General features: G+C 45.0%; 25 protein-coding genes. 15 read left to right on the top strand and 10 right to left on the bottom strand.

What is annotated here, in order from left to right; translation table 11 throughout:
* The first annotated feature begins 106 nt into the window (after nucleotides 1–106).
* The 4 genes from MSG33_RS20670 to MSG33_RS20685 all read left to right on the top strand — a co-directional run bounded on the left by MSG33_RS20670 (nucleotide 107) and on the right by MSG33_RS20685 (nucleotide 5,139).
* The gene (locus MSG33_RS20670) at nucleotides 107–556 is read left to right on the top strand and encodes a DNA polymerase III subunit chi (RefSeq protein ID WP_046873623.1); all 450 of its coding nucleotides are present in this window, start codon (nucleotides 107–109) and stop codon (nucleotides 554–556) included.
* A gap of 96 nt (nucleotides 557–652) precedes the next feature.
* Nucleotides 653–3,511, top strand: coding sequence for a valine--tRNA ligase (locus tag MSG33_RS20675; protein ID WP_248381970.1), 2,859 nt, complete (start codon nucleotides 653–655; stop codon nucleotides 3,509–3,511).
* A gap of 202 nt (nucleotides 3,512–3,713) precedes the next feature.
* A complete protein-coding gene (locus tag MSG33_RS20680) occupies nucleotides 3,714–4,118 on the top strand; it encodes a DUF2061 domain-containing protein (protein ID WP_005397464.1) in 405 nt (134 codons plus the stop codon).
* A 115-nt stretch (nucleotides 4,119–4,233) separates the two neighbouring features.
* Nucleotides 4,234–5,139 (top strand): bifunctional helix-turn-helix transcriptional regulator/GNAT family N-acetyltransferase, encoded by a 906-nt coding sequence (locus MSG33_RS20685; protein ID WP_080936680.1) that lies wholly within the window; start codon nucleotides 4,234–4,236, stop codon nucleotides 5,137–5,139.
* Nucleotides 5,140–5,158: 19 nt separating this feature from the next.
* On the opposite strand, the gene MSG33_RS20690 is transcribed toward MSG33_RS20685, so the two are convergent.
* The gene (locus MSG33_RS20690; protein ID WP_046873612.1) at nucleotides 5,159–5,959 is read right to left on the bottom strand and encodes a hypothetical protein; all 801 of its coding nucleotides are present in this window, start codon (nucleotides 5,957–5,959) and stop codon (nucleotides 5,159–5,161) included.
* Nucleotides 5,960–6,125: 166 nt separating this feature from the next.
* Nucleotides 6,126–6,539, bottom strand: a complete 414-nt coding sequence (gene rraB, locus MSG33_RS20695; protein ID WP_005381081.1) for a ribonuclease E inhibitor RraB — start codon at nucleotides 6,537–6,539, stop codon at nucleotides 6,126–6,128.
* 583 nt (nucleotides 6,540–7,122) lie between these two features.
* Between rraB and arcA the strand changes: the two genes are divergently transcribed.
* The 6 genes from arcA to MSG33_RS20725 all read left to right on the top strand — a co-directional run bounded on the left by arcA (nucleotide 7,123) and on the right by MSG33_RS20725 (nucleotide 11,710).
* Nucleotides 7,123–8,343 carry an arginine deiminase gene (gene arcA / locus MSG33_RS20700; protein ID WP_170892769.1) on the top strand — a complete coding sequence of 407 codons (1,221 nt, stop codon included), beginning with the start codon at nucleotides 7,123–7,125 and terminating at the stop codon, nucleotides 8,341–8,343.
* Nucleotides 8,344–8,498: 155 nt separating this feature from the next.
* Nucleotides 8,499–9,503, top strand: coding sequence for an ornithine carbamoyltransferase (locus tag MSG33_RS20705; RefSeq protein WP_248381972.1), 1,005 nt, complete (start codon nucleotides 8,499–8,501; stop codon nucleotides 9,501–9,503).
* Between the two features lie 99 nt (nucleotides 9,504–9,602).
* Nucleotides 9,603–9,698, top strand: a complete 96-nt coding sequence (locus MSG33_RS20710) for a hypothetical protein (protein WP_031780631.1) — start codon at nucleotides 9,603–9,605, stop codon at nucleotides 9,696–9,698.
* Between the two features lie 87 nt (nucleotides 9,699–9,785).
* Nucleotides 9,786–10,715 carry an aspartate carbamoyltransferase gene (pyrB, locus tag MSG33_RS20715; protein WP_005397473.1) on the top strand — a complete coding sequence of 310 codons (930 nt, stop codon included), beginning with the start codon at nucleotides 9,786–9,788 and terminating at the stop codon, nucleotides 10,713–10,715.
* Between the two features lie 15 nt (nucleotides 10,716–10,730).
* A complete protein-coding gene (pyrI, locus tag MSG33_RS20720) occupies nucleotides 10,731–11,192 on the top strand; it encodes an aspartate carbamoyltransferase regulatory subunit (RefSeq protein ID WP_005381086.1) in 462 nt (153 codons plus the stop codon).
* Between the two features lie 128 nt (nucleotides 11,193–11,320).
* Nucleotides 11,321–11,710 (top strand): RidA family protein, encoded by a 390-nt coding sequence (locus MSG33_RS20725; RefSeq protein ID WP_005381087.1) that lies wholly within the window; start codon nucleotides 11,321–11,323, stop codon nucleotides 11,708–11,710.
* Nucleotides 11,711–11,795: 85 nt separating this feature from the next.
* On the opposite strand, the gene MSG33_RS20730 is transcribed toward MSG33_RS20725, so the two are convergent.
* The 8 genes from MSG33_RS20730 to mlaF form a co-directional block, all read right to left on the bottom strand.
* Entirely contained in the window at nucleotides 11,796–12,521 is a 726-nt protein-coding gene (locus MSG33_RS20730; RefSeq protein ID WP_005381088.1) for a 1-acylglycerol-3-phosphate O-acyltransferase, read from the bottom strand.
* A gap of 146 nt (nucleotides 12,522–12,667) precedes the next feature.
* Nucleotides 12,668–13,933, bottom strand: a complete 1,266-nt coding sequence (gene murA / locus MSG33_RS20735; protein ID WP_005396229.1) for a UDP-N-acetylglucosamine 1-carboxyvinyltransferase — start codon at nucleotides 13,931–13,933, stop codon at nucleotides 12,668–12,670.
* A 9-nt stretch (nucleotides 13,934–13,942) separates the two neighbouring features.
* Nucleotides 13,943–14,197, bottom strand: coding sequence for a BolA family iron metabolism protein IbaG (gene ibaG, locus MSG33_RS20740; RefSeq protein WP_005396230.1), 255 nt, complete (start codon nucleotides 14,195–14,197; stop codon nucleotides 13,943–13,945).
* A 3-nt stretch (nucleotides 14,198–14,200) separates the two neighbouring features.
* The gene (locus MSG33_RS20745; RefSeq protein WP_005396231.1) at nucleotides 14,201–14,521 is read right to left on the bottom strand and encodes a lipid asymmetry maintenance protein MlaB; all 321 of its coding nucleotides are present in this window, start codon (nucleotides 14,519–14,521) and stop codon (nucleotides 14,201–14,203) included.
* Nucleotides 14,521–15,159, bottom strand: a complete 639-nt coding sequence (gene mlaC, locus MSG33_RS20750; protein ID WP_248381974.1) for a phospholipid-binding protein MlaC — start codon at nucleotides 15,157–15,159, stop codon at nucleotides 14,521–14,523. Before mlaC ends, MSG33_RS20745 begins: the two co-directional genes overlap by 1 nt.
* A gap of 2 nt (nucleotides 15,160–15,161) precedes the next feature.
* Nucleotides 15,162–15,650, bottom strand: a complete 489-nt coding sequence (mlaD, locus tag MSG33_RS20755; RefSeq protein ID WP_012841383.1) for an outer membrane lipid asymmetry maintenance protein MlaD — start codon at nucleotides 15,648–15,650, stop codon at nucleotides 15,162–15,164.
* Nucleotides 15,651–15,652: 2 nt separating this feature from the next.
* On the bottom strand, nucleotides 15,653–16,444 hold the full coding sequence (mlaE, locus tag MSG33_RS20760; RefSeq protein WP_005396234.1) for a lipid asymmetry maintenance ABC transporter permease subunit MlaE: 792 nt from the start codon (nucleotides 16,442–16,444) through the stop codon (nucleotides 15,653–15,655).
* Nucleotides 16,434–17,237, bottom strand: coding sequence for a phospholipid ABC transporter ATP-binding protein MlaF (gene mlaF, locus MSG33_RS20765; RefSeq protein WP_005396235.1), 804 nt, complete (start codon nucleotides 17,235–17,237; stop codon nucleotides 16,434–16,436). Before mlaF ends, mlaE begins: the two co-directional genes overlap by 11 nt.
* A gap of 374 nt (nucleotides 17,238–17,611) precedes the next feature.
* Here mlaF and MSG33_RS20770 point away from each other — a divergent pair, with 374 nt between their 5' ends.
* The 5 genes from MSG33_RS20770 (at nucleotide 17,612) to lptB (ending at nucleotide 21,430) form a co-directional block, all read left to right on the top strand.
* Nucleotides 17,612–18,577, top strand: a complete 966-nt coding sequence (locus MSG33_RS20770; protein ID WP_005396236.1) for a calcium/sodium antiporter — start codon at nucleotides 17,612–17,614, stop codon at nucleotides 18,575–18,577.
* A 29-nt stretch (nucleotides 18,578–18,606) separates the two neighbouring features.
* A complete protein-coding gene (gene kdsD, locus MSG33_RS20775) occupies nucleotides 18,607–19,578 on the top strand; it encodes an arabinose-5-phosphate isomerase KdsD (protein WP_005396237.1) in 972 nt (323 codons plus the stop codon).
* An 86-nt stretch (nucleotides 19,579–19,664) separates the two neighbouring features.
* The gene (lptC, locus tag MSG33_RS20780) at nucleotides 19,665–20,228 is read left to right on the top strand and encodes an LPS export ABC transporter periplasmic protein LptC (RefSeq protein ID WP_005396238.1); all 564 of its coding nucleotides are present in this window, start codon (nucleotides 19,665–19,667) and stop codon (nucleotides 20,226–20,228) included.
* Complete coding sequence (gene lptA, locus MSG33_RS20785) at nucleotides 20,209–20,703, top strand: lipopolysaccharide transport periplasmic protein LptA (RefSeq protein ID WP_005396239.1); 495 nt, start codon at nucleotides 20,209–20,211, stop codon at nucleotides 20,701–20,703. Before lptC ends, lptA begins: the two co-directional genes overlap by 20 nt.
* 1 nt (nucleotide 20,704) lies before the next feature.
* Nucleotides 20,705–21,430 (top strand): LPS export ABC transporter ATP-binding protein, encoded by a 726-nt coding sequence (lptB, locus tag MSG33_RS20790; RefSeq protein ID WP_005396240.1) that lies wholly within the window; start codon nucleotides 20,705–20,707, stop codon nucleotides 21,428–21,430.
* Nucleotides 21,431–21,434: the final 4 nt, after the last annotated feature.

A 21,434-nucleotide genomic window follows, 5' to 3' on the forward strand; every position in this document is an offset into this window, starting at 1 on the left:
AAAATCTAAAAGGGCCGCAAGGCCCTTTTTTATTATCCTAATTTTCTAAAATGAAAATGGGATTTAAGATGGTCTTAGGAAGAGACCCAAGGCAAGTGAGAGAATGATGCAAACTGCAACCTTCTACATCATTAACGAAGAGAGCCCGCAAGCAACGGTGGCTGGCTTTGAAGAGTACATTGTGTTTTTGGCGCAGCACTTTGCCCGCCAAGGCGCTAAAGTGTATTTAAACTGCCAAGACAAACCACACGCCGAGCAGCTCGCTGAAGCCTTTTGGCAAGTTGATGCAGACAAGTTCATGGCACATAACCTCGTAGGCGAAGGACCGAAATACGCCACCAATATTGAGATCGGCCATAACGGTGTAAAGCCGTCTTGGAATCGTCAATTGGTAATTAATTTGGCGGAAAATGAGACAACCTTTGCGAACAAGTTTGCTCAAGTGGTAGACTTCGTGCCCTGCGAAGAAAAAGCTAAACAACTCGCAAGAGAAAGATATAAAATTTACCGTCAAGCAGGTTACCAGCTGCAAACGATCGAAATTCAATATCCTTAACGGTCAATCCTTATAGTTAAGGCGATCTTGTTAAGATCCCTCACTTATAAAGATTGACTAAGATTCAACCATCAACGTATCCATTAAAAGAGCGCTATGGAAAAGACATACAACCCAACTTCAATCGAACAAGCTCTGTATCAGACTTGGGAAGAGAAAGGCTACTTTAAGCCACACGGTGACACTACTAAAGAATCATACAGCATCATGATCCCGCCACCGAACGTCACTGGTAGCCTACACATGGGCCACGCGTTCCAAGATACGATCATGGATACGCTTATCCGTTGTGAACGTATGAAGGGTAAAAACACCCTTTGGCAAGTAGGTACTGACCACGCTGGTATCGCAACTCAGATGGTTGTTGAGCGTAAGATCGCTGCAGAAGAAGGCAAAACAAAACACGATTACGGTCGTGAAGCTTTCATCGACAAAATCTGGGAATGGAAAGGCGAATCTGGCGGCACTATCACTAAGCAGCTTCGTCGTCTTGGCGCATCAGTAGACTGGGACCGTGAGCGCTTTACGATGGACGATGGTCTATCTAACGCCGTTCAAGAAGTGTTCGTACGTCTATACGAAGACGATCTAATCTACCGCGGTAAGCGTCTAGTTAACTGGGATCCAAAGCTACACACCGCGATTTCAGATCTAGAAGTAGAGAACAAAGATACTAAAGGCCACATGTGGCACTTCCGCTACCCACTAGCAGATGGCGCTAAAACAGCGGATGGCAAAGACTACATCGTTGTTGCAACGACTCGTCCAGAGACCATGCTAGGCGATACGGGTGTTGCAGTTAACCCAGAAGATCCACGTTACAAAGATCTTATCGGTAAAGAAATCATCCTTCCTATCGTTGATCGTCGCATCCCAATCGTGGGCGATGAGCACGCAGATATGGAAAAAGGTACTGGCTGTGTGAAAATCACACCTGCGCACGACTTCAACGACTACGAAGTTGGTAAGCGCCACCAGCTACCAATGATCAACATTCTGACTTTCGACGCGAACATCCGCAACGCAGCAGAAGTATTCAACACTAACGGCGAAGCAAGCGACGCTTACAGCACTGAGCTACCAGTTAAATACCACGGTATGGAGCGTTTTGCCGCTCGTAAAGCTATCGTTGCTGAATTCGACGAGCTAGGCCTACTTGAAGACGTAAAAGATCACGATCTACAAGTTCCTTACGGCGACCGTGGTGGCGTGGTTATCGAACCAATGCTAACTGACCAATGGTACGTACGTACTGCGCCTCTAGCGAAAACAGCAGTTGAAGCAGTAGAAAACGGCGACATCCAATTCGTTCCTAAGCAATACGAAAACATGTACTTCTCTTGGATGCGTGACGTTCAAGACTGGTGTATCTCTCGTCAGCTATGGTGGGGTCACCGCATCCCAGCTTGGTACGACAACCAAGGTAATGTTTACGTAGGTCGCACTGAAGAAGAAGTTCGCAAGAACAACAACCTAGAGTCAGTAATTGAGCTGCACCAAGACGAAGACGTACTGGATACATGGTTCTCTTCTGCGCTATGGACGTTCGGTACTCAAGGTTGGCCAGAGCAAACTGACGATCTGAAAGTATTCCACCCTTCAGACGTTCTAGTAACTGGTTTCGACATCATCTTCTTCTGGGTTGCGCGCATGATCATGATGACCATGCACTTCGTGAAAGACGAAAATGGCAAACCACAAGTACCATTTAAGACAGTTTACGTTACCGGCCTAATCCGTGACGAAAACGGCGACAAAATGTCGAAGTCGAAAGGTAACGTACTTGACCCAATCGACATGATCGATGGTATCGACCTAGAGTCTCTAGTAGAGAAGCGTTGTGGCAACATGATGCAGCCTCAGCTAGCGAAGAAGATTGAGAAGAACACGCGTAAGACGTTTGAAAACGGTATCGAAGCATACGGTACAGACGCACTGCGTTTCACTCTTGCAGCAATGGCATCAACAGGTCGCGATATCAACTGGGATATGAAGCGTCTTGAAGGTTACCGTAACTTCTGTAACAAACTATGGAACGCAAGCCGTTACGTAATGATGAACACAGAAGAGCAAGATTGTGGTTTTGGTGAAGGTGAGATCGAGTACTCACTAGCAGACAAGTGGATCGAGTCTCAGTTTGAACTCGCAGCGAAAGCGTTCAACAACCATATCGACAACTTCCGTCTAGATATGGCTGCAAACACACTTTACGAATTCATCTGGAACCAATTCTGTGACTGGTACCTAGAGCTAACTAAACCCGTTCTATGGAAAGGTACTGAAGCGCAACAGCGTGGTACTCGCCGTACACTAATCACGGTACTTGAGAAGACGCTACGTCTGGCTCACCCAGTGATTCCTTACATCACAGAAACTATCTGGCAAAGCATCAAGCCACTAGTTGACGGTGTTGAGGGCGAGACAATCATGCTACAAACGCTGCCTCAATTCGACGAAGCGAACTTCCACCAAGAAGCGCTAGACGACATCGAATGGGTGAAAGCGTTCATCACTAGCATCCGCAACCTACGTGCAGAGTACGACATCAACCCTGGCAAGCCTCTAGACGTTATGCTGAAAGCAGCGAATGAGAAAGACGCCTCTCGTCTAGAAGCAAGCAAACAAGTATTGATGTCTCTAGCGAAGCTAGAAGCAGTACGCGTGCTTGAAGCCGGCGAAGAGACCCCTGCGTGTGCAACGGCACTGGTTGGCAAGTCTGAGCTGATGATCCCAATGGCGGGTTTGATCGACAAAGATGCAGAGCTTGCTCGTCTAGATGGCGAAATCAAGAAGACGCACGGCGAAATCAAGCGTATCGAAGGCAAACTGGGCAACGAAGGCTTTGTAGCGAAAGCACCTGAAGCGGTTGTTGCTAAAGAGCGTGAGAAGCTTGAAGGCTACAAAGAGACACTAGCTAAGCTAGAAGAGCAGAAGACAACGATCGCTGCACTTTAAGCCTCAGTAAAAGAGAAGAACTAACACTTCTCACTTTGAATCCAAAGGTTGGCCATCATGGTCAACCTTTTTTGTATATCTTTCACCAAAAACCATCATCAATAGCTTTCCCCTATCGCAACAATACTCATCATCCATTAGCATTAATGAGAATTATTATCGATAATAAACTCATCGAAACAAACACGATTGAGTAATTATCATGAAAAAGACACTAACTTTCGCAGCACTGCATTTTACTATCGCATTTAGTGTCGCTTACGTACTCACAGGCGACATTTTAATTGGTAGTTTAATTGCCATGATTGAGCCTTCAGTGAACACCGTAGCCTTCTACTTTCATGAAAAGGCATGGGCAAAAGTCCCAGCACTTAAAGCTCGTCAGTGGATGACCAAATTAAAAACCGCAAGCTTTGCGACCGTGCACTTCAGCGTCGCTTTTACCGTGGTTTACTTACTAACAGGTGATGCATTTGTCGGCGGCGTAATGGCGATGCTAGAGCCGAGTTTGAATACGGTGGCTTACTACTTCCACGAGAAAGTATGGATGCGTAAATCATCAGCAAAAACTCCAGCACCGCAGTTTTGTTTACATCACCACGCTTAAACATGGAGGCTCACTACGTCTCCTAACGAGCCAAATGACATTTATCATTGACAAAGTTGCGCACCGCAATTAATTTAATTGCGGTGCGCAACTTTATTTTTAGAGGTAAGTGATAATGAACGCTCGTCAACTCCGACACTACTCCCGTCAAGCCGTCCGATTGCTTGGTATGCTCGATAAACAATGCGGCGATGTCGCTCTTACCCCGGTACAAGCGCACGCATTAGGTGAAATCCAATTGCAACCATTGACCATCAACCAACTGGCGCAGCAGCTTAGTGTCGACAAGTCCAATGCAAGCCGCACCATTACTGGTTTGATTAAATTAGGTTTGGTTGAGAGCATCGAAAACCCGAAAGATAAACGAAGCCAACTCGTAGTGCTCACAATTCAAGGACAGCAGGCGTTATCGCAACTAGACCAACAGCAAAACAGCTTTTTTGAGCAGTTGCTTACACAACTTGATGACTGTGAGCAAGAACAACTCAAACTTGGTCTAGAGACTTACCTAAAAGGGCTAACAAAAGTGTGTCAGGCAGAGGAATACACCCTTCGACCTCTTACCAAAGCAGACAATCCGCAAGTGGCAGACGTAATTCGTAAAGTCTCTGCTGAATACGGCTTAACCGCAGACAGAGGTTATGGTGTGGCCGATCCAACGCTTGATGATATGTATTCGGTGTATAATCAAAACGGGGCCGCCTATTGGGTCATTGAACATCGCGGAGAGATCGTTGGTGGCGGTGGCTTTGCCCCTTTAGCTGGTGAGCCAAATGTGTGTGAGCTGCAAAAGATGTACTTCTTACCTCAAACACGAGGACACGGTTTAGCCAAACGCATCGTCGCATTGAGCTTACAACTGGCGAAACAGCTTGGGTATCAGCAGTGCTATTTAGAGACAACAGAATGTCTAAGAGAGGCGGTAGGCTTGTATGAAAAGCTAGGCTTTGAGCATCTCGATGCCCCGCTTGGGCAAACAGGGCATGATGCATGTGAAGTCGTAATGCTTAAGGTACTGTAATAAAAAATATTATCAGACGTTAAAGCACAACATGGGTAACGCAAAGCTCCTGGCTCAATGCAACAGTGAAGTTTTGGCGTTGTCCATCCAATTCAACAGACAACTGATAGAGATCATTTGGATCAGGGTCATTAAGATCAGCATACTTTGGCGCTTCAATCTGGAATAAAGCGCTCGCATGCTCCGCTCGGACATCAATAGGAATATGGTAAGTCATGCCATTAAACTTTACCGCTGCTGACACTAGCCCTGGTGCAAATGTCTGGTAATACAAATCGACCTTAAATTCACACCCGCCACCATGGTGCCAAATCTGCTCGGTTGCCACGCGATCTAAACGCACGTTGCGAATAAACTGCAAGTACGGTTCTTGCCACACGCCCAGTCGCTCATCACTTTTCTTATATTGATGTTCAGAAAGCGGGCACAGTTCTGGCTTATCCTCATCGAATAAAAGATCTTCTTCTTCCTCTAGGAACAATATCTCAAAGCGATTACGCCCCATTTGCATGTATGGGCGAATGTCTTTCTTATACACACTTTGCGAGCCATCACAATCAAACACAGCCACGCCGTTCAAACGTACCTCCGCATGGTAATCAACACCACCCATTACCATTTCCACTGCAGGAAATGCCATCATCGCCTCATCCACTTCAATGTCATGCATCAGGTGCCATTCTTGTTGACGGATCGCTTCCTCCGTCAATTCATCAGGCAGGACTAGACTTAAAGGGGCGGGAAAAGTGATGTCATCCTGTGGAATCGAGAGGTCCGTCAGTGGAGAGACTTGCCATAAACCGGCGAGTGAGAGTTGCATATACACCTTGCGCTAGATCAATTTTCACGCATTATAGGGAGAAATCCCCTATAAACTCAATGTGAATTATTTATCACCTCCACATTCATCTGTTGTTGGATGCCATTTTCAAGGTATAAAAAAACCAGCGTTAAACGCTGGTTTCTCTAAAAGAGGTGAGCTTTGATTACTCGTCGTCTTCATCTTCTTCAGGGTAAAGCGCATCTTCGCCTTCGTAGTACGTACCCCAACCGTCATAGATGATGTCGTATTTTTCTGCCAAGTGAATCAATTTTTCAACTTGCGCATCAATCGCTTCTGCGTCTAGTGCGGACTCCATAGTCGCATCACAGCAAAGCAACTTGTTACCATCTTCATCTTCAGTTTCTTCTGCTTCAAGCACTTCAAAGCCCATCTTGAATGCTTCAACTACCGCTTTTTCTAGCGTGTCAAAATCTTCTGCAAACAGGTGGTGCTCAATTTCGTATAGCGAATCTGGATCGCTGCCATCTTCTAGCAATGCTGCAATGATATCGCGAGTCTCTTCCTTTTGAATCTCAATTAATTCTTCTACTGATAGATATTCATCTTCGTGAGACATGTTTTGGCTCCAGATTAGTTACTTGATGGAAACACAATACCCGATACTGAGTATGCTGATCCGGTGAAATATGGCATGGATTGCGATGAAAAGCCACAAACAAACATCATACCACTGCGATTCTTATCGGTTATTTGAATCTAAATATTAAACCGACCACACAAAGAAACAAAAAATTAACAAAGAATGGCATTTTTTAATATTCAGAACATCCTAATTGACACTTAATGTGGTTATTTTCTCTTTCTATGCGTGTTTATGATGCTTTCTTGAATACACTCACGTGTAAAACGAAGAAGCATAACGAATAAATTCACTTTAATAATGCATAATTTAGAATAAAAATGCACGTTTTATGCACTGTGCGTGTATTCTTTCTCAACGGGAAAATTAGAATAAAAACGCACGCACTCTAATTTTAGTAAAATAGCATTTATATCTAATAATAAATTTCATAAGAATCAAAATAAAAATAAAAAACTCACAAAACCAGAAATACCAGAATATAAACAAAGCTTGATAACTTGCATCTTTCTAGGAAGCTTGTCATAACTAATGGCTGGAAAATTTGTAAGGATACAAAATGAGCAAGCTGTACGTTGGATCAGAAGTTGGTCAACTTCGACGAGTTCTATTAAATCGCCCTGAACGCGCCCTAACCCACTTAACTCCGTCAAACTGTCATGAGTTGCTATTTGACGACGTTCTTGCTGTAGAAGCAGCAGGTGAAGAGCACGATGCATTCGCACGTACGCTGCGCGAGCAAGACGTTGAAGTGCTTCTCCTCCACGATTTACTGGTCGAAACCCTCGCCGTTCCAGAAGCAAAACAGTGGCTGCTAGATACTCAGATTTCTGACTTTCGTTACGGACCAACCTTTGCGCGAGACCTACGCCAATATTTTTCAGAAATGGATGATGAACACCTTGCCAGCATCTTTTTAGGTGGCTTAGCTTACTCAGAGCTACCGATCTCCTCATCTTCTATGCTGCCAAAAATGAAGCGTCCTCTCGACTTTGTTATTGAGCCACTGCCTAATCACCTCTTTACTCGTGATACCTCATGTTGGGTTTATGGCGGCGTTTCTCTTAACCCGATGATGATGCCTGCACGTCAACGTGAAACAAACCACTTACGTGCGATTTATCGTTGGCACCCAATTTTTGCTGGCCAAGACTTTATCAAATACTTCGGTGATGATGATCTGCATTATGATAATGCGAATGTCGAAGGCGGTGATGTGTTGGTTATTGGTAAAGGTGCAGTTCTGATCGGTATGTCTGAGCGTACGACCGCGCAAGGCGTAGAGAACCTTGCAGCGAGCCTGTTTAAGGCAGGACAAGCGACCGAAGTGATTGCGATTGATCTGCCTAAACACCGTTCATGCATGCATTTAGACACTGTTATGACCCATATGGATGTGGACACGTTCTCTGTTTACCCAGAGATCATGCGCAAAGATCTCGACACATGGCGCTTAACACCAAAAGGCAATGGTGAAATGCATGTTGAAGCATCTCATAACTACCTACATGCGATTGAATCTGCTCTTGGCTTAGATCAGCTGAAAATCATCACCACGGGTGGTGACAGTTATGAAGCTGAGCGCGAACAATGGAATGACGCCAATAACGTTCTTACCGTAAAACCGGGCGTTGTGATTGGTTACGAACGCAATGTATACACCAACGAAAAATACGACAAAGCTGGTATCAAAGTACTGACAGTCCCAGGTAACGAGCTTGGCCGTGGCCGTGGTGGCGCCCGCTGCATGAGCTGTCCGATAGAGCGAGACGATATATAACCAATTCGTCCTTTTACATTAAATGAATAAAAACTAAGGTTGATGTGAATGCATCAACCTTTTTTAGTTTACATGAAAATAATTATTCACAAATAAAGCATTTATATGTTTTAATGCATTCTATTAATTCAATCACACGTACTAAGGGACGAGCTATGGCTTTCAATTTACGTAACCGCAACTTTTTGAAGCTATTGGATTTCTCAACCAAAGAAATCCAGTTCTTGCTCGAACTGTCTGCAGAGCTAAAAAAAGCAAAATATGCAGGAACAGAGCAGAAGACACTTCAAGGTAAAAACATTGCACTCATCTTTGAGAAATCTTCGACTCGTACCCGATGTGCGTTTGAAGTCGCAGCTTTTGATCAAGGCGCTCAAGTCTCTTACATCGGCCCTTCTGGTTCTCAGATTGGCCATAAAGAATCAATGAAAGACACCGCACGCGTCTTAGGTCGCATGTATGACGGCATCGAATATCGCGGCTTTGGCCAATCCATTGTTGAAGAGCTTGGCACTTATGCTGGTGTTCCAGTGTGGAATGGTTTGACTGATGAGTTCCACCCAACCCAAATCCTTGCCGATTTCCTTACCATGCAAGAGTACGGACGCGGTAAGCAGCTGCATGAAATGACCTTCGCTTACCTAGGCGATGCACGCAACAATATGGGCAACTCGCTCATGGTGGGCGCCGCTAAAATGGGCATGGATATTCGCCTTGTCGCGCCAAAAGCGTTCTGGCCTGAAGAAGAGCTCGTGGCAACTTGCCAAACTATCGCGCAGCAAACTGGTGCAAAAATCACATTAACTGAAAGCGTGGAGGAAGGCGTGAAGGGTTGTGACTTCCTTTACACCGATGTTTGGGTATCTATGGGTGAATCCGCAGAGGCATGGGATGAACGTGTGGCTTTAATGACACCATATCAAATCAATATGGAAGTGATTAAGCAAACGGGTAATCCACATGTGAAATTCATGCACTGTCTTCCGGCTTTCCACAATGATGAAACTACCGTTGGCAAAGAAGTCGCTGAAAAATACGGCATGAAAGGGCTTGAAGTAACAGAAGAGGTATTTGAGTCAGAATACTCCATCGTATTCGACGAAGCTGAAAACCGTATGCACACCATCAAAGCCGTGATGGTTGCAACGCTAGGAAGCTAAACCAGCGCGCAAAAACAGCCGCTAAAAACCATGATGTAATCGCTTGCGCTCACGAAAGTTAAGCGTATAATGCTCGGCAATTTGTCTGAGGATTAAGAAATGACCAAGCTAATTGCCGACATGAAAACGCGATTTGCTCTAGCTAAGCGACTACGCTTACGTGGTGTTATTTTTGTTAATTCTATTGAATTTTAAAACCTCCCCATTTGGGGAGGTTTTTTTATGTCCAAAATTCCTTTCGGCAATTTGGATGTAGTCATCAATGTTATAGGGAAGAAGATCATGGCGAACTCGCTTTACCAGAAGCACATCATCTCTATTCCAGAGCTTTCACGTGAAGAGCTGGAACTTATCGTAGAAACAGCAGGCAGCCTTAAAAAAGCACCTCGACCAGAACTGATTAAAAACAAAGTCGTTGCCAGTTGTTTCTTTGAACCATCAACACGTACACGTTTATCGTTTGAAACAGCGATTCAACGCATTGGTGGTGACGTGATTGGCTTTGATAATGATGGTAATACCTCTCTGGCGAAAAAAGGCGAAACACTCGCAGATTCAGTACAGGTCATCTCTTCTTACGTCGATGCCTTTGTGATGCGCCATCCACAAGAAGGCGCCGCTCGCTTGGCCTCTGAATTCTCAAATGGCGTGCCAGTGATCAACGCTGGTGACGGTGCAAACCAACACCCAACTCAAACGCTACTCGACCTATACACCATCGCGGAAACACAAGGTCGTCTAGACAACTTGAACGTAGCGTTCGTCGGTGACCTAAAATATGGCCGCACGGTGCACTCACTGACTCAAGCATTAGCGAAGTTTAATAACATCCGCTTCTTCTTTGTTGCACCAGAAGCATTGGCAATGCCAGATTACATCTGCGAAGAGCTAGACGAAGCTGGCATTCAATATAGCCTACACACGGACATGGAGAGCGTGATTCCTGAACTGGATATTCTGTACATGACACGAGTACAGAAAGAACGTTTTGACGAATCGGAGTACGCGCACATTAAATCGGCGTATATTTTGACAGCTGCATTACTCGAAGGGGCGCGCGAAAATCTAAAAGTACTCCACCCACTACCACGTGTGGATGAAATCACAACCGATGTTGATAAAACGCCTCATGCTTACTTCTTCCAGCAAGCTCAAAATGGCGTATACGCTCGCCAAGCACTGTTGGCGCTTGTTCTAAACGAAACACTGTAATCGAGGAGAAAACCCATGGCTAAAGAAACTCAATTGCAGGTAGAAGCAATCAAAAATGGCACAGTCATCGACCACATCCCTGCGCAAATCGGCATCAAAGTATTAAGACTGTTCGATATGCACAATTCATCACAGCGCGTTACGATTGGTCTGAACTTGCCATCATCGGCACTCGGTCATAAAGATCTACTGAAAATAGAAAATGTGTTTATTAATGAAGAGCAAGCGAGCAAGTTGGCGCTGTATGCTCCTCACGCGACCGTGAACCAAATCGAAAACTATGAAGTGGTGAAAAAGCTCGCGTTAGAGCTTCCAGAGCGCATCAATGATGTCTTCGAATGCCCAAATTCAAACTGTATTTCTCACAATGAGCCAGTAGAAAGCAGCTTTAGCGTATTCGAAAAGAAACAAGAAATCCGCCTAAAGTGTAAGTACTGCGAGAAAGTGTTCTCACGTGAGATCGTAACCGAACGATAAACACACCGTACGACTAGGCGTGATACGTTTAAAATACCCCGCAATGTCGGGGTATTTTACTCTTTACCTACCACGGGTTTAGAGGCAAACTGAGAATCTTTATTCCCTACAACTGATGGAAAAATCAAATGACGAAAGTACTTCACACTGAATCTGCACCAGCAGCAATCGGTCCTTACGTTCAAGGCGTAGATCTAGGTAACATGGTTCTTACTTCAGGCCAAATCCCAGTAAACCCAGCGACAGGTGAAGTGTCTGCTGATATCGCAGAGCAAGCTCGTCAGTCTCTAGAAAACGTAAAGGCTGTGGTTGAATCTTCAGGCCTTAAAGTGTCAGATATCGTGAAGCTAACGGTTTTTGTTAAAGACCTAAACGACTTTGGCACGGTGAACGAAGTTTACGGCAAGTTCTTTGATGAGCACGGCGTAGCAAACTACCCTGCACGTTCTTGTGTAGAAGTCGCTCGCCTACCTAAAGATGTTGGTATCGAGATTGAAGCAATCGCAGTTCGCAAATAATTGCACTTGCTGACAAACATAAAAAAACGGGTAGCTCAGGCTACCCGTTTTTTATTGTCTTTTCGTGATGATATCGCAGTAAAACTTAAGCAGCATTACGCTGTTTGACTTCTTCATCTAACGATTCAAGCTTCTCTTTCATCTGTTCACGACAGATATTCGCCAGTTCGCGAATGCCCTCTTTACCATAGCCTTCAGTACTGATTGGAGGTAGCATTTCAACAATCACATGACCATTGTTCCAACGGTTCAACTTAATTTTATTCGTCGAGCTACATACGATAGGAATGATTGGTACGCCTGCACCAATTGCCGCATGAAAAGCACCTGTTTTGAATGGCAGTAAACCACGTCCACGAGAACGCGTTCCCTCCGGGAACATCCACACCGAAACATCACTTTCTTTCATGCTGCTCACTACCTGATCGATAGTACCTTTTGCTTTCGAGCGATTCGCTCGGTCAATCAGAATGTTACCCGTAAGCCAGTAAAGCTGACCAAACAGTGGCATCCAAGCCAAGCTCTTTTTACCTACTGTCACAACTTTCGGAGTCACAGCAGCAGAAACAGTAAACATGTCCCAGTTGTTCTGGTGGTTAGCAATGTAAACATGTTGGCCGCGTGAATACGCATCTTCAGGAATACGCAGCTCTAACTTAATCCCAAATACACGAGACATCTTGGCAAACAAGCGGCCAAAAGTGAAAACGTGCTTAGGGTTTCGGGGGCTTAATAGGCAGTAACCACAACCACCAATAAACATAACAATCGCAAAGATAGCGACAGCAAATACACGTAACAGTGCAATCATTCTTGTTCTCCAGGAACCGGCTTTTGCCAGATACAGCTATTAATTTCTCTCTTTCCATAAAGGATAACTATGGTCATGAGAGTGATATAAAAAAGCCGAAACTCAGGTTTCGGCTCTCTTGATATCCAAGTTACCTGCGGTGCAGTTTAACTTGCCTCGCTCACTCGCTCAATATTTGCGCCAAGTGCAGCCAGTTTATTTTCGATTTTGTCGTAACCGCGGTCGATATGGTAAATACGATCAACGATGGTTTCGCCTTTAGCAATACAGCCCGCAATTACCAAACTAGCCGAAGCTCGTAGGTCGGTTGCCATGACTTGCGCACCACTTAATGACTCAACATCACCACAGATAACGGTGTTGCCTTCAATCTCGGCTTTCGCGCCCATACGCATCAATTCTGGTACGTGCATAAAGCGGTTTTCAAAGATAGTCTCAGTGATTACGCCGCCACCTTTCGCCATCATGTTCAGTAGCGTAAATTGCGCTTGCATATCGGTCGGGAAGCCTGGATGCGGCGCTGTACGTACACTCACTGCTTTCAGCTCGCGATCGGTCATATCAACTGAAATCCAATCGTCACCCGTTTCGACAAGCGCGCCAGCTTCTTCTAGCTTGGCTAAAACCGCTTCAAGCAAATGAGCGTTAGTATTACGACATACTACTTTACCGCCAGATACCGCAGCAGCAACAAGGAATGTTCCCGTCTCAATACGGTCGGCAACCACGTTGTGTTTACAACCACCCAGGCGCTCAACACCTTCAATCGTGATCGTATCTGTGCCTGCACCAGAAATTTTTGCACCAAGCTTATTTAGGAAATCCGCTGTATCTACAATTTCAGGTTCACGCGCCGCGTTGTCTAGCGTTGTAGTGCCTTCAGCAAGTGCTGCAGCACACATGATGGTGATCGTCGCGCCTACGCTGACTTTATCCATCACGATGTGCGCACCTTTTAGACGACCATCAACCTCAGCTTTAACGTAACCATCTTCAAGCGTAATCGTTGCGCCAAGCTGCTCTAGGCCAGAAATATGCAGATCAACAGGACGAGCACCGATAGCACAACCGCCAGGTAGAGAAACCTGACCTTGACCAAATCGCGCTACGAGCGGGCCCAAAGCCCAAATAGAAGCACGCATGGTTTTCACCAAATCATACGGTGCGCAGTATTCAGTAATGCTACTTGGATCGACGTGAACAGAACCATTACGGCTTACTTTCGCGCCTAAACGCTTAAGCAGTTCCATGGTTGTATCGATATCACGAAGGTGTGGCACGTTTGCCACTTCTACAGGCTCTTCCGCCAAGATAGACGCAAATAAAATCGGCAGTGCTGCGTTTTTTGCACCGGAAATGGTCACTTCACCAACGAGTGGTTTATCTGACCCAATAACTCGAAACTTTTCCATCAATAAACCTTAAAGCGACATCAGTTTCTTATCACGAGCCCACTCTTCTGGTGTGAACGCTTTAATTGATAATGCGTGAATGTCGTTACGCTGGATGTATTCCATCAGAGGACCATAAATTAACTGCTGCTTCTTAACGCGGCTCATTCCATCGAAACAAGCATCAACAGCAACCACCTCATAGTGGCTACCTTCACCTTTTACATGCACTTCTTGAAGGTTTAGTGCTTCTTCTAATAACTGTTGTACTTTTGCGCTATCCACAATTTACCCCTGATAATTCTGTATGTGTTTGGCCACTAAAGATTCAACATTGCTCAGTTGAAACAAAGTGCGCAGTTGCGCCGGCACGAAACTGAGCATTATATGACAGTTTTGCTTTTTTGCATGCTCTAATAAGTGGATTAACATCACCATTCCTGCAGAGTCGACGCGCTCTATCTCTTTTAACGAGCATTCCAGCTCAGCTTGAGCTGGTTGCCATTGCTGAGCATACGCCCACAATGAGGGCACTGTATCTCGATCAAGTGCCCCTGTTAGCTTAAGAATGTTTTGATCTAATTGCCACTGAGCGGGAGTCTGGGCCATTATTTCTTCGCCTCAAAGCGAACCGGTTCCGCAGCTAATTTTTCTAGATCTTTCGCGACAGATAGAATGCCTTCTTGACGAATTTTGCTATTCCATTCTGACTGTTTACTAGAGAGTAAACTGATGCCTTCCGCAATCATATCGAACGCTTCCCACTCACCAGATTTGTTGTCTTTACGCAATTTGAACTCTAGCTTGATGTTTGGACGCGGCGTATCGATGATATCAACTTTAATACTGGTGATACGCTTAGAGTCATCAATGCTAGGCTCAGGACCAAATTCAATTTTTTGGTCACTGTATTGCGTTAGCACTTGGGCATAAGAAGCAATTAAGTACGCGCGAAATGCATCGGTAAACTCAAGTACGTCTTCACGTTTCGCTCCTTTTAGGTTTGGACCTAGGAGCTTTAACCCAGCATAGCGGTAGTTGACGTAAGGCATTAGCTCTTCTTCAACAATCACCTTAAGTAAATCTGGGTCTTGTTTGATTTTCGGCTGCTCGGCTTTTAATCTTTCGAACGTGACTTCAGCCACTTGTTTCATCATCTTATAAGGTTCAGTTTTATCCACTTCTGCTGCACTTGTACCAAACGCGCTAAACACAGCACAAACTGAAAGTAATAATCTCGCTAACATAGTTATTCCTTACTTGAATCGTCTGAACCACCTACGCTGTAAAGCACTTGACCAATTAAGTCTTCAAGCACGAGCGCTGATTTGGTGTCTTCGATGGTATCGCCATCGACCAGCATGACTTCATCGTCAAAAACAAAGCCTGGTACTAAACCAATGTATTGCTCACCAATCAAGCCAGACGTCAAAATTTGTACGCTCGACGTTTCTGGGAATTGATTGTATTTGCTATTGATCGATAGAGTTACAACAGGTAATAAGTTATCTGGGTTAAGCGAAATATTGCTTACCCGGCCAATCACAACCCCACCCACTTTTACTGGCGAGCGAACTTTTAAACTACCAATATTATCGAACTCAGCTTTGAGGGTGTAAGTATCACCAGAGCCAATGCTTTTTACGTCAGCAACTTGAAAAATCATCACAAGAATCGCGCAAATTCCCGCTAATACAAAGCTGCCAACCCATAATTCAGTTTTACGTGTTTGTTGCATGATTAATTCCCAAACATCAATGCGGTCAGTACAAAGTCTAGTCCTAGTACTGCTAAAGAAGAATGCACAACAGTGCGCGTAGTTGCTCGGCTGATCCCTTCCGAAGTTGGAATAGCATCATAACCATTAAATAGAGCAACCCAAGTAACCGTAATTGCAAACGCAAAGCACTTGATCATACTGTTACCAATATCCTGTCCTAGTTCAACTGAGGACTGCATCGCTGACCAAAAACTGCCATGGTCAACACCTTTCCAGTCAACACCAACAAGCTGGGCGCCCCAAATACCCACCGCCATGAAAATCATAGCCAGTAATGGCATTGAAATAGCACCAGCCCAAAAACGTGGCGCGATCACTCTTTTCAAAGGATCTACCGCCATCATTTCAAGGCTAGAGAGTTGCTCCGTCGCTTTCATCAAACCTATCTCTGCAGTTAACGCAGAGCCTGCACGACCAGCAAACAGAAGTGCAGTGACAACGGGCCCTAATTCACGTAGCAATGAGAGCGCCACCATTTGACCCAAACTGCCCTCTGCGCCGTAATCCACCAGCACAACATAGCCTTGTAGGCTCAAGACCATACCAATGAACAACCCAGATACGACGATAATCGCCAGAGACTGGACGCCTACGGAATAAAGTTGTTTAACGAGCAGAGGAAAGCTTTTGAGCGGTTGTGGCTTAGTAAACAGTGCCCCAATCAGCATGAAAGTCGCACGACCAAATGCTCCGCAGATGGAGAGCGTTCGTCTACCTAGTGAGGCGACAAAATGCATAAAGTTATCGACCATCAAATAAGTCCTTTTCGATACTTTGAGAAGGGAAGCGAAACGGTACAGGACCATCTGCATCACCTTGTAAGAACTGCTGAACGCGAGGGTCAGGATTCTGATTAAGCTCTTCTGGTGTGCCAAAAGCGATAATTTTGCCATCGGCCATCAGATAAACCCAATCGGCAATACTCATCACTTCAGGCACGTCGTGAGAAACGACTATAGAAGTTAAACCTAACGCTTGATTTAGATTACTAATGAGCTCAACCAAGACACCCATGGTGATTGGGTCTTGTCCGACAAATGGTTCATCGTACATGATTAAATCAGGATCCAGGGCGATCGCACGCGCCAACGCAGCGCGTCTAGCCATGCCACCCGATAGCTCGCTTGGCATCAATTGTGCCGCGCCGCGTAAACCGACGGCTTCAAGCTTAAGCAGCACCATGGTACGAATTAGCTCTTCAGATAAATTCGTATGCTCTCGCAATGGGAAGGCAACGTTATCAAAGACATTCAAATCAGTGAATAAAGCTCCTGATTGAAACAACATGCTCATTTTCTTTCGAGCATGGTAGAGTTTTTTACGCGAGAGAGAGGGAATATTGTCGCCATCAAACCAGATCTCTCCTTGCTCGGGATACAACTGACCACCAATTAAACGCAGCAGTGTTGTTTTACCAATTCCCGATGGTCCCATAATGGCCGTCACTTTGCCCTCAGGAACATGCAGATCAATACCATCAAAGATCTTGCGCTCTCCCCGTGAAAAAGTGAGGTTGTTCACGGTGACTAAATCGTTGTTCGACATATCATCTCTTCTACTGTCGGAGCGTTGCAACTCACGGCATCATCAACCAGACACACAACGGAGTTGAATTTCACGTTTAATAAAGTAACGTCGGTACATTTATTAGGCTGCAATCATAAGCACATTGGCTTTGAATTTAAAGCACTGTTCAATTAAATAAAGTCGAGTATATACCTGCAATTTTTTGTGGATTACGATCAAATCAGCGCAAAGTGTTTAAATCCTAGACAAGAATTGCTGATTTAAATGAACGACATTTGCATACATTTTCGTTACTAACCTTTAATTTATTCGTCGTTTATCTTCCATTTTAGGCCGCAAAAGGTCAAAATTAGCGGTTATTCATTTTACTTATTTAATACTTAGGAATTCTCATGCTCGAAGCCGTAGCGTTGCTTATAGTCGGTCTTGTTTTGCTCGTATGGAGTGCAGATAAACTTGTTTTTGGTTCTGCAGCGATAGCCCGCAACGTCGGTATTTCACCTCTTGTCATCGGCATGACCATCCTTGCGATGGGCTCTTCTGCGCCAGAGATGATGGTTTCTGCAACCGCAGCCTGGGACGGAAAAACCGATACTGCCGTGGGTAACGTTTTAGGCTCAAACATCGCGAACATCGCGTTAATCCTAGGTATTACAGCACTCATCAAGCCTCTGTCGATTAGCTCCGCGGTCATCCGCCGGGAACTGCCATTAATGATTGCAGTAACAGTACTCGCCGGTATTCTGCTTTGGAATAGCCATCTCGGTTTTTATGAAGGTGTCTTATTGTTTGTACTCTTTGGGGCATTTTTATTTGCTATGTTGCAGATCAGCCGCAAAGAACAAAAATCAGGTGATGTTTTTCTTGATGACCAAGAGTCAGAGATCCCAGAAGGCGTCAGCAACCCTAAAGCGATCATGTGGGTGGTTATTGGCCTGATACTGCTTCCTTTGGCAGCAAGCATGCTAGTGGATAACGCGGTGATTATTGCGAAGTATTTTGGCATGAGCGATCTTGTCATCGGTCTGACTATCATTGCCATCGGCACTAGTCTACCTGAGCTCGCAGCATCGCTTGCTGGTGTTTTAAAAGGTGAAGACGACATGGCCGTCGGTAACATTATTGGCTCGAATGTGTTTAATATTCTGGCCGTAATGGGCATTCCTGGCATCATTAATCCATCGGTACTGAGTGAGTACGCGATGGGACGTGACTTCTGGGTCATGTTAGGCGTTTCACTGTTACTTGTCGCGATGTGTTTGGGTAAATCACGCAGTATTAACCGTATTGAAGGTGCAATCTTGTTTGCATGCTTCCTAGGTTATCAAGTGTACTTATTCGCAAACATGGCCGCTTAATTACCACGATAAATAAGTAGAGAACTGATATGTCCAATCAATTTGATTTTCGCGCTGCTGCTAAACAAGTTCTTGATATCGAAGTTGCTGCTCTGCAAGAGCTGGATACCTACTTTGATGATCAATTTGAGAAAGCGTGCGAACTGATCCTTTCCAACAGCGGCAAAGTAGTCGTTATGGGTATTGGCAAGTCAGGCCACATTGGTAACAAGATTGCTGCGACTCTGGCAAGCACGGGGACTTCTGCGTTTTTCGTTCACCCTGGCGAAGCAGCACATGGCGACTTGGGCATGATCAGCCCTGGAGATATTGTGCTCGCAATTTCTAACTCTGGTGAGTCAAACGAAATTCTGTCTCTATTTCCGGTATTAAAACGCCTGAACATCAAGATAATTAGTATGACAGGCAAGCCAGAATCCAATATGGCAAAACTGTCTGACTTGCACCTACAAATTACGGTACCTCAAGAAGCTTGCCCGCTAGGGTTGGCACCGACCAGCAGTACCACGGCCACATTAGTAATGGGAGACGCATTAGCCGTAGCCCTACTCCAAGCGCGTGGTTTTTCTGCCGAAGATTTTGCTCTATCTCATCCAGGTGGCGCGTTAGGGAGAAAACTGCTGCTTAAGTTGTCTGATATTATGCACTTTGGAGAAGCGCTACCTAAAGTTTCTCCAAACGCATTGATTCGCGATGCCCTGCTTGAAATTTCAGAAAAAGGGCTAGGAATGACCGCTATCGTCGATGAGCACGATGCTATGCTTGGTATATTCACCGATGGTGATTTACGTCGCACCTTAGACAAACGCATTGATATTCATACGACCGCGATTGGCGAAGTCATGACGACAAATCCAACCACAGCGCACCCTGATATGCTAGCGGTTGAAGGCTTGAACTTGATGCAGAATAAAAATATTAACGCTCTGATTTTATGTAAAGACGAAAAAATTGTGGGTGCACTGAACATGCACGATTTACTAAAAGCTGGCGTGATGTAATATCAGCACAAACATTTAAATCATTTATTACACAAATAAAGGCAATGGTCAGGGAAGTACTGAGCTAAACGATAGGCCTTCATTATATGAGTTTTACTCGCCTTATTTATTTGCTCTTGATCTTCGTTGTCGCATGGTGCGGTTATTACCTACTGACCCCAAAAGGCAACGACGCAATTCAAGTAGCACCAGATTCTGAACTGCCCATGTTCAGTGGTACTGGACTGGAAAACATCACCTATGGTGAAGATGGTGTCCGCAGTTACATCATCCGCTCCACGAACTTAGACCATTATGCTAAGAGTGGAGATACCATTTTTAATAACCCGACTTTGATGGTTTACCGTGAAGGTAGCGTCATTGAATGGAAGGTGACGGCCACAAGAGCCGTGTTAGATGAAGACCAAGTCTTAACGTTATATGACAAGGTCTTAATGCAAAATCTTCTGCCAGGTGCGAGTTTTGATACCATGGCAACAGACAAGTTAGTCATTAATCTAACCAATCGTGATTTTAAAGCTGATCAACAGGTCATGTTGGTTGGGCCACAATTTGAAACTACTGGAGGCGCAATGCAAGGCAACTTAAAGCAGCATACCGCAACTCTGACAGACGAAGTTCAAGGTCGATATGAAACCGTTACACCTTAGCCTACTGGCACTGGTATTGGCGGCGCCTCAAGCGCTGGCACTTAAGTCGGATACTCAACAACCGGTTTACATTAACTCTGACACCCAACAGGTGGATATGAAGAGTAACCAGGTTATCTTTAAAGGCGATGTATCTCTTAAGCAAGGTAGCATCAATATCGATGCTGATAGAATCGTAGTAACGCGCGATCCTAAAACCGAAGCCATCAAACAGATTCAAGCATTTGGTAAACCTGCGAAGTTTTCTCAGCTGATGGACGATGGTAAGACACTGAGTGGTCAAGCTGTGGAGCTGGATTACCGTATTTCTACAGACGAATTGACCATGAAAGGTCAAGCGCAACTGGCACAAGACAACAACACTATTAAAGGTTCTTCGATTCGTTACCAAATTGGTAAACAAAAGCTAGTCGCTGATAGCTCTAAGGAAGAGCGCGTTACGACCATTTTGCAACCCAATCAGATAGAGAACTAATATGGCAGTACTGAGTGCGAAAAACTTGGCGAAAAGCTACAAAAAGCGCAAAGTCGTAACCGATGTTAGCTTGGAAGTTGAATCTGGTCAGATTGTTGGGCTGCTAGGCCCAAACGGCGCAGGTAAAACCACCTCGTTTTATATGATTGTCGGCTTAGTGCCACGAGATGAAGGCACCATCACCATTGATGATAAAGACATCAGTATTCTGCCGATGCACAGTCGTTCGCGTCTCGGGATTGGCTACCTTCCGCAAGAAGCGTCGATTTTCCGTAAGCTGTCGGTAGAAGATAACATCATGGCTGTACTCGAAACTCGTCAAGAAATGACACGTGAAGAGCGCCAAGATAAGCTGGAAGATTTGTTGGAAGAATTCCACATTCAGCACATCAGAACCAGTGCGGGTATGGCACTATCGGGGGGTGAGCGACGCAGAGTGGAAATCGCTCGCGCTTTAGCAGCCAACCCTCAATTCATTTTGTTGGATGAACCTTTCGCTGGTGTTGACCCAATCTCGGTTAATGACATCAAGAAAATCATCGAGCATCTACGCGATCGCGGCCTCGGAGTGTTAATCACTGACCATAACGTGCGTGAAACACTGGACGTATGCGAAAAAGCCTATATCGTAAGCCAAGGGCACCTAATTGCATCGGGAACTCCGGCAGAAGTTCTCAATAATGAACAGGTGAAACAAGTTTATCTCGGCGAACAATTCCGTCTATGATTAT

Source organism: Vibrio sp. 1CM7H, assembly GCF_023161645.1.
Taxonomy (GTDB): Bacteria; Pseudomonadota; Gammaproteobacteria; order Enterobacterales; family Vibrionaceae; genus Vibrio; species Vibrio diabolicus.

Coding starts and splice junctions, on each gene's coding strand:
- MSG33_RS20670 (WP_046873623.1), top strand. CDS start 107: ATGCAAACTGCAACCTTCTACATCATTAACGAAGAGAGCCCGCAAGCA.
- MSG33_RS20675 (WP_248381970.1), top strand. CDS start 653: ATGGAAAAGACATACAACCCAACTTCAATCGAACAAGCTCTGTATCAG.
- MSG33_RS20680 (WP_005397464.1), top strand. CDS start 3,714: ATGAAAAAGACACTAACTTTCGCAGCACTGCATTTTACTATCGCATTT.
- MSG33_RS20685 (WP_080936680.1), top strand. CDS start 4,234: ATGAACGCTCGTCAACTCCGACACTACTCCCGTCAAGCCGTCCGATTG.
- MSG33_RS20690 (WP_046873612.1), bottom strand. CDS start 5,959: ATGCAACTCTCACTCGCCGGTTTATGGCAAGTCTCTCCACTGACGGAC.
- rraB (WP_005381081.1), bottom strand. CDS start 6,539: ATGTCTCACGAAGATGAATATCTATCAGTAGAAGAATTAATTGAGATT.
- arcA (WP_170892769.1), top strand. CDS start 7,123: ATGAGCAAGCTGTACGTTGGATCAGAAGTTGGTCAACTTCGACGAGTT.
- MSG33_RS20705 (WP_248381972.1), top strand. CDS start 8,499: ATGGCTTTCAATTTACGTAACCGCAACTTTTTGAAGCTATTGGATTTC.
- MSG33_RS20710 (WP_031780631.1), top strand. CDS start 9,603: ATGACCAAGCTAATTGCCGACATGAAAACGCGATTTGCTCTAGCTAAG.
- pyrB (WP_005397473.1), top strand. CDS start 9,786: ATGGCGAACTCGCTTTACCAGAAGCACATCATCTCTATTCCAGAGCTT.
- pyrI (WP_005381086.1), top strand. CDS start 10,731: ATGGCTAAAGAAACTCAATTGCAGGTAGAAGCAATCAAAAATGGCACA.
- MSG33_RS20725 (WP_005381087.1), top strand. CDS start 11,321: ATGACGAAAGTACTTCACACTGAATCTGCACCAGCAGCAATCGGTCCT.
- MSG33_RS20730 (WP_005381088.1), bottom strand. CDS start 12,521: ATGATTGCACTGTTACGTGTATTTGCTGTCGCTATCTTTGCGATTGTT.
- murA (WP_005396229.1), bottom strand. CDS start 13,933: ATGGAAAAGTTTCGAGTTATTGGGTCAGATAAACCACTCGTTGGTGAA.
- MSG33_RS20745 (WP_005396231.1), bottom strand. CDS start 14,521: ATGGCCCAGACTCCCGCTCAGTGGCAATTAGATCAAAACATTCTTAAG.
- mlaC (WP_248381974.1), bottom strand. CDS start 15,159: ATGTTAGCGAGATTATTACTTTCAGTTTGTGCTGTGTTTAGCGCGTTT.
- mlaD (WP_012841383.1), bottom strand. CDS start 15,650: ATGCAACAAACACGTAAAACTGAATTATGGGTTGGCAGCTTTGTATTA.
- mlaE (WP_005396234.1), bottom strand. CDS start 16,444: ATGGTCGATAACTTTATGCATTTTGTCGCCTCACTAGGTAGACGAACG.
- mlaF (WP_005396235.1), bottom strand. CDS start 17,237: ATGTCGAACAACGATTTAGTCACCGTGAACAACCTCACTTTTTCACGG.
- MSG33_RS20770 (WP_005396236.1), top strand. CDS start 17,612: ATGCTCGAAGCCGTAGCGTTGCTTATAGTCGGTCTTGTTTTGCTCGTA.
- kdsD (WP_005396237.1), top strand. CDS start 18,607: ATGTCCAATCAATTTGATTTTCGCGCTGCTGCTAAACAAGTTCTTGAT.
- lptC (WP_005396238.1), top strand. CDS start 19,665: ATGAGTTTTACTCGCCTTATTTATTTGCTCTTGATCTTCGTTGTCGCA.
- lptA (WP_005396239.1), top strand. CDS start 20,209: ATGAAACCGTTACACCTTAGCCTACTGGCACTGGTATTGGCGGCGCCT.
- lptB (WP_005396240.1), top strand. CDS start 20,705: ATGGCAGTACTGAGTGCGAAAAACTTGGCGAAAAGCTACAAAAAGCGC.